The sequence below is a fragment of the Zarconia navalis LEGE 11467 genome (assembly GCF_015207075.1).
Lineage (GTDB): Bacteria > Cyanobacteriota > Cyanobacteriia > Cyanobacteriales > Geitlerinemataceae > Zarconia > Zarconia navalis.
The window spans coordinates 1-10,779 of record NZ_JADEXN010000125.1 but is presented as its reverse complement, the minus strand read 5'-3'; the positions used below and the strand labels follow the sequence as shown (position 1 = coordinate 10,779).

Annotated in this window: 8 protein-coding genes; 4 read left to right on the top strand and 4 right to left on the bottom strand. The window is 51.5% G+C overall.

All coding sequences use genetic code 11. The annotated features are described in order from the left end of the window. Positions 1-125: 125 nt before the first annotated feature. From IQ235_RS08765 to acs, 4 genes are all read right to left on the bottom strand, one after another. Entirely contained in the window at positions 126-1,229 is a 1,104-nt protein-coding gene (locus tag IQ235_RS08765; protein WP_264321097.1) for a Rieske 2Fe-2S domain-containing protein, read from the bottom strand. A gap of 13 nt (positions 1,230-1,242) precedes the next feature. Next, complete coding sequence (locus IQ235_RS08760; RefSeq protein WP_264321096.1) at positions 1,243-1,770, bottom strand: hypothetical protein; 528 nt, start codon at positions 1,768-1,770, stop codon at positions 1,243-1,245. Then, positions 1,767-2,057, bottom strand: a complete 291-nt coding sequence (locus IQ235_RS08755; protein WP_264321095.1) for a hypothetical protein — start codon at positions 2,055-2,057, stop codon at positions 1,767-1,769. Before IQ235_RS08755 ends, IQ235_RS08760 begins: the two co-directional genes overlap by 4 nt. 616 nt (positions 2,058-2,673) lie before the next feature. Further along, positions 2,674-4,644, bottom strand: a complete 1,971-nt coding sequence (gene acs / locus IQ235_RS08750; RefSeq protein ID WP_264321094.1) for an acetate--CoA ligase — start codon at positions 4,642-4,644, stop codon at positions 2,674-2,676. A gap of 766 nt (positions 4,645-5,410) precedes the next feature. Here acs and IQ235_RS08745 point away from each other — a divergent pair. The 4 genes from IQ235_RS08745 to IQ235_RS08730 form a co-directional block, all read left to right on the top strand. Next, a complete protein-coding gene (locus IQ235_RS08745; protein ID WP_264321093.1) occupies positions 5,411-7,201 on the top strand; it encodes a tetratricopeptide repeat protein in 1,791 nt (596 codons plus the stop codon). 75 nt (positions 7,202-7,276) lie between these two features. Then, entirely contained in the window at positions 7,277-7,774 is a 498-nt protein-coding gene (locus tag IQ235_RS08740) for a universal stress protein (protein ID WP_264321092.1), read from the top strand. Positions 7,775-8,051: 277 nt separating this feature from the next. Continuing rightward, entirely contained in the window at positions 8,052-8,747 is a 696-nt protein-coding gene (nblR, locus tag IQ235_RS08735) for a response regulator transcription factor NblR (RefSeq protein ID WP_264321091.1), read from the top strand. Between the two features lie 382 nt (positions 8,748-9,129). Continuing rightward, positions 9,130-10,779: VIT and vWA domain-containing protein (locus IQ235_RS08730; RefSeq protein ID WP_264321090.1), on the top strand; the 1,650-nt coding region annotated here is incomplete at its 3' end.

The window sequence follows — 10,779 nt, the reverse complement described above, 5'->3', positions numbered from 1 at the left end:
GATGGGGGAGAGTTTGTAGGGGCAAAGCATTTGAGCGATTAATTATGAGTCCAACGAAACTTAGACTTCCAAATGCTTCGCCCTCTTCGGGGGAGAGGGGGAGATGGGGGGATAGTTCGATCGCACTAAGAGATAATGGCGGGTTCGACGCGGGTTCCGGCCCGATTCGGCATCGTACTGACAAAGATGCGATCGCCTTCTAATCTGACATCAAACGTCGGAATCCGCTCGTGAAAGGGAGGCGGCGACGCGCCGCAGTCTGGCAAATATTGGTAGCCGTGCCAGGGACAGGTGATGCAGCCGTCCACGATTTTGCCTTCCCCTAGCGGGCCATTTTGGTGCTGGCAGACATTGGAAACCGCCGAGATTTTGCCGTCGTATTTGAAAATAGCGACCCGTTCTGAGGCGATCGTCACAATTTTGGCACGGGACTCGGGAATCTCGGAAATTCGCCCCACTTCAACAAAGCCATCGACGGCGGCAGGCAGAGTCATCTTGTCCCGCTGCACTTCCCGATACCCGGCCACCAGATGCAATCCCACGATCCAAACCATCCCGGCAAATACCATCAGGGCAAGTGCGGGATGTTTATTGGTTTGCAATGCCCCGAGAACCACGTGCCCCACCAGAAGACCGTAGGCGAGGTAAACCCCCATGTGCAGCGCCTTCCAAACCGGTGCGGTGAGATTCGCCAGCCAAAAATCGTGGCTGGTGGCCGCCATCAAAAACAAGATCGACAGCGCCCCCGCACCGAGAAACTCGAAGGGAAAGAGAATAAAGTCACCGTAGTGGCTATTGCTGACAAACAAGCTCACCAACGGGTCGAGGTTGCCGAAGTCGTGATACCAAGTCAGAGCACCGTCAAACTCCCAAGGGAAGCGGGATAGCTCGATCCCGATCGCCTCTAAAGAATCTGAGAGTTTCAACCCCGCCACGTGAATTAAGGCCAGGAAAAACATCGTGACTCCCATGTGCCGTCGATTGAACAGCAGCGGCAGAAATTTGGGGCTGAGACGACTCAAAGGACCGATGGAGAGAATCACGTGGAGTAGAACGAACGCGGCAGAACCATAGGCGCGAATGCGAACCCCGCGAACATCGAGGTCAGTACCGAGATGCTGCGTTAGGGCCATGAACCCCCAGAGATAGAGACCCACGGTGGTCAGTAAGATGACATCGTAGATAATTTTTTGTCGATTCCACTGAATCGCTTTGTAACCAACGCTCATGATGAATTGAGAATTAATTGGAGGCTAATGTCAATGGCAAGGCGGCAATGAGGGTTTTTTGACCTCGGCTGTAGAAAATGAGGTGTCCGTCTTGGCCTTGAATGGATGCCGGTAGGGGAAAGCGGCGGCGACTGGTGCCAGACAACTGTCCCAACAGCACGGCATTCTGGCTAATGGTTTGGGTTGGGGTTGCATCCTCTGCGGCTTCGGGAGGACGATCGCCTGCTTGCCAATACACCAGTACGTTCGCATACTGGAGCGATCGAACCGGTTGCACTTCCAGAAAAGCCGCACCTCCCGAGGCGGCGATCGTTTCGGCAAATACTTCAATACCGTCTCCAGATATGCGTTGCGCGCCATCGGGCGGCGTTGCAGTCCGATCGTCTGTGGCAAAGTTGGCGATTGCAAATAGCTCGTCAACGGATTCGTTCACCACGGGGATAGTCGGCCGCCACAGCAGCCCCGCTAAAAAGACAAGCGATAGGGTGCAAGCGAGTACCACGGAGGCGTAAAAGTGGGTTTTGCGTCGAGATAAAATCATACCGAACCTCCTTCCACGGGCTGATGGCGAGCTGCTGCAATGCGATGGGCGTTGCGCTCGGTGGGACGTTGTTTGCCCCGAATCAGTCGAGTGACGAACATCGGCCAAAATACGCACAGCCCCGGCAGGATAACCAGTCGAAATCCGATGTTCCATCCCGCTGCATCGGAGTCAACCCGTTGAATGAAAAAGATGACAAATACCGCTGAAAATAACAACCCGGCATATATGTAAGCTCGCACTGCATTGATGAGAAACTCAACGACAGTCACGCCAAGACCATCCATAATTATCTATCCTTATCGATCGCAATTTATAATGACATCAAGTCCAGGAAATTCATCCTCCTTTGAGATTTTTGGAGTTGACTCTTTTGAGAGTAACGCTCAATATTTTGTCAGACATCATCGCCGTTTCAATAAAATGATTATGATGCTTTTTTCTGAGTGCTGTCTGAGTCTACCTGAAGCGGAGTGGTAGAGAAGCATGAAGCCCGTCTGATAATTTATATTGACTTAGGCATGAGTCGTTACTCTCAAACCCGATGAGACACGATACTCGAACAAGCACGATTCGTTCCCGAGAAAATCATTGATGACGACAATGTCAACTTGAAGCGAACGAAAAACTTTGATTCGAGCGACTTGGGTGCCCAACCTACACTTATCGGCGGTACCTACCTCGATGGCGGTAACTGAGGTCAACCCAAGCAAACGGCGATCGTCCGAACTCGATCCGTCTTTCCATCACCCACCAATGGCACATCCAAATCGATCGTTGAATGCTCGGTGGAGTTCTCGATCTCGAGCAAAAGGTGGGCAAAATCGCCCACCCCACAGGAGATTTTGAACGATCGTAAGAGATACAAACCGATCCAAAATCCAAAACGGTTTTATGCCTAAATTAGGCCCCTTCGCGCAACTTATCTAACACGCTGCGATCTTGCAGGGTGGACGTATCCCCTGTTATTTCCTCTCCCGCAGCCAGATTGCGCAACAAACGGCGCATAATTTTGCCCGACCGGGTTTTGGGCAGATCGTCGGAAAAACGAATGTCACCCGGACGGGCGATCGCCCCAATTTCACTCACCACGTGCTGCTTGAGGGTTTTTTCGAGTTCCTCACCCGCCGTGTAATTGCTTTCGAGGATGATAAACGCCACCACGCTTTCCCCCTTCAAGTCGTCGGGTTTGCCCACCACGGCCGCTTCTGCCACGGCCGGGTGAGACACCAACGCCGACTCGATTTCCATCGTCCCCAGGCGATGTCCCGAGACGCTAATCACATCGTCCACGCGCCCCATCACCCAGAAGTAACCATCTTCGTCGCGACGGGCCCCATCGCCAGCAAAGTAGACGTACTTCCCGTCTTTGGGGGGAATATGTTCCCAATAGCTGCGGCGGAAGCGATCGAAATCCCCATAAACCGTCCGCATCATACTCGGCCAGGGGTGCTTGACAACTAAGTAGCCCCCTTCGTTATCGCCGACGGAATTCCCGTCCAAATCCACCACATCGGCAATGATACCCGGAAAGGGAAGGGTCGCCGAACCGGGTTTGGTGGGGGTTGCCCCCGGCAGCGGTGTGAGCATAAAACCTCCCGTCTCCGTTTGCCACCAGGTATCGACAATGGGACAGCGTTCGCCGCCGATGACTTGGTGATACCACATCCAAGCTTCCGGGTTGATGGGTTCTCCCACCGTTCCCAAAATCCGCAAGGAGGATAAATCCCGTGCTTTAGGCAACGCTTCCCCCATCTTGATAAAGGCCCGAATCGCAGTGGGGGCTGTATAGAAAATCGTTACCCCGTATTTTTCCACCACATCCCAGAAACAGCCGGGATTGGACGGGCGGGGAACCCCTTCGTACATCAGCGACGTTGCCCCATTGGAAAGAGGACCGTAGACAATGTAGCTGTGTCCGGTAATCCAGCCCACATCGGCGGTACACCAATAGACGTCGGTATCTTTGAGATCGAAAGTCCATTGAGTGGTCATGTGAGTGTAGAGGTTGTAGCCGCCGGTGGTGTGGACGACACCTTTAGGTTTGCCAGTACTGCCGCTGGTATAGAGGATAAACAGCATATCCTCGCTGTCCATGGGTTCGGCGGGGCAGTCGGCGGAGGCGGTCTGCTGCAAATCGTGCCACCAGCGATCGCGTCCCGATTCCATATCTATGGCTTCTCCGGTACGTTTGACCACCAAAACATTGGTGACGCTGGGGACGGCATCGTTGGCGAGGGCTTTATCCACTTGGGCTTTGAGGGAAACGATCGCATCTTTGCGATAGCCACCATCGGCGGTAATCACCAGCTTGGCTTCCCCATCGCTGAGGCGATCTCTTAAGGCTTCGGCGCTGAACCCGCCAAAAACGACGCTGTGAACGGCCCCGATTCGAGCGCAGGCGAGCATGGCGATCGCCGCTTCGGGAATCATGGGCATATACAGTCCCACTCGATCGCCCTTCGTCACTCCCAACTGCTTGAGAACGTTGGCCATCTGGCACACTTCCCGGTGTAATTGGGCGTAGGTTAGCGTCCGAGAATCTCCCGGTTCTCCTTCCCAGATGAGGGCGGCTTTATTTTTACGCCAGGTGGTGAGGTGACGATCGAGACAATTATAGGAGATATTGATTTTGCCACCTACAAACCACTTGGCGACGGGAGGTTGCCAGTCGAGTATGGTATCCCACTTCTCGAACCAATGAAGTTCTCGTTCGGCAAGTTCGGCCCAAAATGCAGCCGGATCGGCAGCGGCGCGATCGTATATTTTTTGATACTCCTCTATACTTTGAATTCGGGCATCTCGGGAGAATTCGGCATTAGGGGAGAAAGTTCGTTTTTCTTGAAGAATAGATTCGATCGTCGGTTGAGACATAATTCGCAATGTAATCGGTGTTACTATTCAAAACTATTGTCCCCTCGCGCGCGTCCAGTCTAATGTTTATTTTCGTTGTCTGGTTTACCGAACCAGACAGTAGGTATCCCACAAATTGTGAGAGTCAATCTAAATAATATTGTCAACATTTGTTAATAAATTATAAAGGTTTTGTATGTTTTTTAGATTGTGGAGTGTCTCATCGATGAGACACTCCGTTAAATCTCGTAGGAGATCGGATTTCGATCCCACTGATTCTAAAATCGGAAAAAAGCGATAAATTAGTCTCCAGGGGGAATAAAGTGCGGGTAAAAAATAGGTACACTTAGAGTAAGATATTTAAAGTACGAAGGTAATAGCGTTCCGGATCTGTGTTTATACGCTCTTGGCAATAATCGGGAGAACGCGCTAGAGAAAGGAAGCAGCTCACTTGAGGGAAACTTACAATCGTCGCGGCGTGCTGCTTTACGACCGGGATTAACAAGAGTATAAGCAGTAGACCGGCAGACTCTAGTGTGAAATTCACGCACAAACTAAAAAGAGCGATCGGGGTGTCATTCGCTCCGATTGTATTGGGTGCTCTACAACAACCAAACTCTTGACCGGACAAACTCAATAACTCGAAGGAGAGCGTCCCCATTCGGGGTATCAGGCTCCCATCGTTAACTCCCAGGCAAGGCAACAAACTCGTGCTGAGAACATAACATTTGGTGACATGGTGTTTAATCAGACTCAACCGATCTCTAAACTGGGAGAGGTTTGCATTGTGGAACGACAACAACAACTCGATCGGTTGCATCAACTTTTACTCCAGAGCGATCGGGGTCAGTTTATTGCGCTGGTGGGTCCAAGCGGTATCGGTAAAACCGAGTTGGTCAAGCAATACGTTCAGCAGCATTTTAACGATTATCCCGGAGGAATTTGCTGGTTGAGCGCAACACCGACCCTACCCTTTGTTGCCGAGATTCTCCAATTCGCTCGCTTGCGAATGCGCTTGAGTATCCCACACCAAGAAGACGGAAATCTGCTGAGTCTCTCCCAGCAGGTAGAGTGGTACTGGCGACATTGGAGTCCTTCGACGGGAGATGTGCTGGTGGTGGTCGATGAAGTCAGCGATTTAGACCGCTGTCGGCAATTTTTCCCCACAGCCCAACGCTTTCACGTGTTGATAACCACCCAACTCGATACCCTCGACGGTCAGTTCGCACAGCTTCTCCTCGAGCGACTGTCGCTTGAGGAAGCACGAGAATGTTTGATGGAGCAAGCGGGAATAGAAGCACTCTCACCAAAGATGGGTTCCCTATCGGATCTCGATCGACTGTGCGAAGAGTTAGGGAATTTTCCCCTGGCTTTAAATTTAATGGGTCGGTATTGGGGGCAACACCCGAAGCTACCCATTTGCGAACTTTTAGGGCGGCTGCATACTCAAAAGCTCCTCGATGGCGTTCGCATTCGCATCCCAGATTGTAAAAACTTGGCAGTCCGAACGGTATTCGAGCTGAACTGGGATACTTTAACGCCGATCTCGCGACAAATCGCTCAAGTCCTTAGCTTGTTCGCATCGACCCCCATCGTTTGGTCTTGGGTGAGGGCGATCGCCGAAGTGCTGAATTGGCCTTTAGAAGAAGTCGATCTCGCCAAAAAACAACTCGAAGTTACCAAAATTATCGACGCTCAAGATGATGGCGGATATTACTACACGATTCATCCCCTGATTCGAAAGTGCTTGCAAGCCAAATTCGATCTACTCAGGAGCGATCGGGCGATCGCTCTCCAGCAAACTGTGGCCCGAGCCATTTCGAGCAGTGCCCAAGATATTCCCCAGTCTCCCCATCCGGCCGATGTCGCACCGTTTGAATTGACAGTTCCCCATTGGGTGGAAGTTGCCGAAAATCTCACTCCCGTCCTCACAGATGGAGATCTGACCTGGCCGTTTATCGGACTGGCTCGGTTTTATGCGGGTCAGGGTCTGTACGAACTTGCCCAACCTTGGGGAGAAAAATGCATTCAAGCCGTCACCAACCAACTGGGTCGAGAGCACCTCGATATTACCAGCAGCTATAACAATCTGGCCTATCTTTATAAGTCTCAAGGACGCTACCAAGAAGCCGAACCCCTCTACGTGAAAGCTCTAGAATTGCGAAAACGCATTCTTGGCGAACAGCATCCCGACGTGGCAACCAGCTATAACAACCTGGCTTCGTGCTACTACGCTCAAGGTCGTTTCCGAGAAGCCGAACTCCCTTATGCCAGAGCGCTAATGTTGCGAAAGCGCATTCTGGGGGACAAGCATCCCGACGTGGCAACGAGTTACAATAACCTCGCCTCTTTATACTACGCTCAAGGACGTCTGCGAGAAGCCAAGCGTCTTTACCAAAAGGCTTGGGAGTTGAGTCGAGACACGTTGGGTTCCCAGCACCCCAAAACCAAAATTTTTCACGAAAATTGGAAAATCTTTCAGTCTCAGTCCAAAATTGGGGACATGTGGCTTGAAAAAGCGGGTCTGTTGTGGCTGGCGATCGTCCTATTATGGGTCGCATTTTCTGTGGTTCGGTAGACCGCGATCGACGATCGCCCGTGGCGACTAAACCCAGCCATCGCATTTCGTGCTAGCATCGAAAGATGCTCGTCAGTGGTACGGATAGTTCTTACGCTTCATAAAATCTTAGTTGCCATCGATCGCTCTGCTATCGGCGAACAAGTCTTGCAAGAAGCCTTGCCTCTTGCAAAAGTGGCGGGCGCTGAAATAATGTTGTTGCACGTGTTGAGTCCTGAGGAATCCACCTGTCCGCAACTGCTGCCCTCAACCTCTCTCCTGGGCGGTTACACCGAACTCACAACCATCGGAGTAGAGAATTTTCGCTCCCGATGGGAGCAGTATGCAAACGAATGTCTCGAAATGCTGCAATCCTATCTTGACGAAGCGACCGCTGCTGGGGTGAAAGCGCAATTCCATCAAGTTGTTGGTAGTCCGGGACGTACGATTTGTGACTGTGCTGCGACTTGGAATGCCGATACGATCGTGATGGGACGACGGGGACTGTCGGAACTGTCGGAGTTATTTGTGGGAAGTGTGAGTAACTATGTGGTTCACCACGCTCTTTGTTCGGTTTGGATCGTTCGATCGTAGTCGATACAAGCACTCAGAAATCGTTACAATTTTTGACAATCTTTGAAAGAGTCGCTCCCACGCAGATTTTCTTGGGGATGCTAATTCGTACTCAATGAAGGACGAGGATGATTTTGTTAGGGTACGGGAGAGTCTCCAGTCCAAAAGTCGGGGTGCGATCGTTCGCTTTGGGGGAAAGCTGCGAATGATTCGCCAAGAATTGTCCGAGACGTGTTAAAACTGGAGAAGTTCGATCGAACGAGTATTTATACCTAATCTTCTCTATACAAAACGTCCTATGAGTTCAGTAACTGTTGATAGAAGTTCTTGCGTACTAGTGGTTGAAGCCGATGAAACCCTGGCTCAAAATGTTAGCCTAGATCTCAAATCCTCCGGTTATTCTCCCATCGTGGCGCGGGATGCCAACCATGGCTTGCATCAAGTCGAAGAACTGCAACCGGGCTTGATTGTCGTCGAACGGACCCTTTCGGGGGAGTCGGGATTGTGGCTGTGCGATGTTTTACGGAAACAGGGAAATCGAGTTCCCGTTTTGGTGATGCTGACCAACGATAGCGTTGACGAACGAGCGGCTTGTTTGGGGGCTGGGGCTGACGACTACCTTCTCAAACCCTATCAAACCGATCGATTTCTCCAATTGGTCAAATTTTACCTCAAACCGAATACCCAAGAAGCCGATCGATTGCGCTTTAGCGACTTGATTCTAGATGTATCCACTCGTCAAGCTTTTCGCGACGATCGCACCATCGATTTGACAATGAAAGAATTCGAGTTGCTCAAATTTTTGATGGAACATCCAGGGCAAGTTCTAACCCGAGAACAGATATTAGAAAATGTCTGGGGTTACAACTTTATGGGCGAATCCAACGTCATTGAGGTCTACGTTCGCTACCTGCGCTTGAAAATCGAAGGCGAAAGTCAAAAACGACTGATTCAAACCGTGCGTGGTGTGGGATATGTCTTACGAGAAAGCTAAAAGAATAAATGGCGATGCACGCTCGATTGAGAGCTGAGTTTCGTCAAGTTCTATCGCACTATCCTGGCCGAATCGACCGCGACCTGTAATAGATAGTGCAAGGGTTCGCCAGTAACTCGATCTTCGAGTAACTCGATCGCATCTAATGTTGTCCGAACCGATGAGATCGAGCGCTGATGTACCCAAATCCAGGTTTGCCTTTTGCCTTCGAAATCGCGAAGGGGAGACGCTGTGGCATGGTGAGGGGAAGAAACAACAGAAGGGAAAACAGGGAGATTCGGGGACGCAGTGACGGAGAAAATCGCCACGGGTCACCGTTTATCGTCTAGCGGGTGGCATCATCAAATCCTGAAGGCTGTAGCTTTTTGAAAGAGAGAAATTGATGTCGATCGCAAAATCCACTCAACCCACATCTATTGGGGGATTATATGCTGACTCGCCCAGGAGGCAGATGCTCTTTCCCCTCCAACACATGGCGGTGGTGGCTCGAATTGCTGGGAATTTATCTCGCGTTCGGGTTCGGCAAACCTTTGCCAATAGGAGCGATCGTTCTCTAGAGGCCACTTATATCTTTCCCTTACCCTGTGGGGCTGCTGTCGATCGTTTGCAAGTTCGGATTGGAGAGCGAACGATTTCGGGTCGGATCGAAAAACGAGAAACCGCCTACAAAATTTACCAACAAGCCAAACAAGAAGGACGCACGGCAGGATTGCTCGAACAAGAACGAGACAATATATTCGCGCAATCGATCGCCCATATTAGACCGGGAGAACAAATTGAAATCGACCTATTGTATACCGAACTCCTGCGCTCGGAGGGCGCAGAGTGCGAGTTTGTCTTCCCAACGGTCGTTGGGCCGCGCTACATTCCCGGTAGATCGATCTCGTCGGGAACCCTCGATACGGAATTGGTTCCCGATGCCTCGCGGATTTGCCCGCCCATTAAGCCCTTCGACATCCCTTCTCTGAATCGTCTCGATATCAAGATCGAAATCGATGCCGGACTTCCCATCGACGATGTGCGATCGCCCTCCCACGATATCGACATCGAACGGCACGGACATCTCGTGCGAGTGCATCTGACCGCCGGAGATACCATTCCCAACCGAGATGCGATCGTTCGCTATCGAGTTGCCGGTACCGAAACTCGCTCGTCGGTTTTGACCCAAGCTGACGAGCGAGGGGGACATTTTGCCCTCTACTCGATTCCAGCCTCGATCTATTCTCGCGAGGATATTTTTCCCAAAGATGTGGTGTTTCTTATCGATACGTCCGGCTCCCAAATGGGCGATCCTTTAGAGAAATCCCAAGAATTGATGTGTCGTTTTATTCGCGGTCTTAACCCCGAAGATACGTTTACGATTATTAATTTTGCCGATACGGCCAAACAACTGTCCCTCGCGCCGCTAACGAATACACCCATGCATTGCGAGCGGGCGATCGATTACATTCAGAACCTGCATGCTTACGGGGGAACGCGAATGCTCGGCGGCATTCGCGCGGCGATCGAGTTTCCAGAACCGCAACCGGGACGATTGCGCAGCGTGGTGATGCTGAGTGATGGCTACATTGGCAATGAATGCGCGATCCTAGCTGAAGTTCAAGACAAATTACAACCGGGGAATCGCCTGCATACCTTCGGTGTTGGGAGTTCTGTGAATCGGTTTCTCATTGAAGGATTGGCTCGGGTGGGACGGGGAATTTCGCGGGTGGTGCGTCCGGACGAACCGACGGCTGAGGTTGCCGAGACATTTTTTCGCCAAATTAACAATCCGGTGCTGCGGGATATCGAGGTCTGCTGGCACGGGGAGGGAGAGAGTCCGCAGATTTATCCGGAGATCGTCCCGGATTTATTCGATCGGCAACCGTTGACGATCTTCGGACGCAAAACAGATCGGCGACCGGGAACGTTGCAAATTACCGGCACGACTCCCAGCGGAGAGCGCTACGAACGACAGTTCGGCATCGGTTTCGAGACTGGGGGAAACGAGGCGATCGCCCAATTGTGGGGGCGATCGCGCATCGAACATCTC

What these genes read in the sequence shown, in the direction of transcription:
- IQ235_RS08765 (WP_264321097.1), bottom strand. Translation starts at nt 1,229, where the DNA reads ATGAGCGTTGGTTACAAAGCGATTCAGTGGAATCGACAAAAAATTATC.
- IQ235_RS08760 (WP_264321096.1), bottom strand. Translation starts at nt 1,770, where the DNA reads ATGATTTTATCTCGACGCAAAACCCACTTTTACGCCTCCGTGGTACTC.
- IQ235_RS08755 (WP_264321095.1), bottom strand. Translation starts at nt 2,057, where the DNA reads ATGGATGGTCTTGGCGTGACTGTCGTTGAGTTTCTCATCAATGCAGTG.
- acs (WP_264321094.1), bottom strand. Translation starts at nt 4,644, where the DNA reads ATGTCTCAACCGACGATCGAATCTATTCTTCAAGAAAAACGAACTTTC.
- nblR (WP_264321091.1), top strand. Translation starts at nt 8,052, where the DNA reads ATGAGTTCAGTAACTGTTGATAGAAGTTCTTGCGTACTAGTGGTTGAA.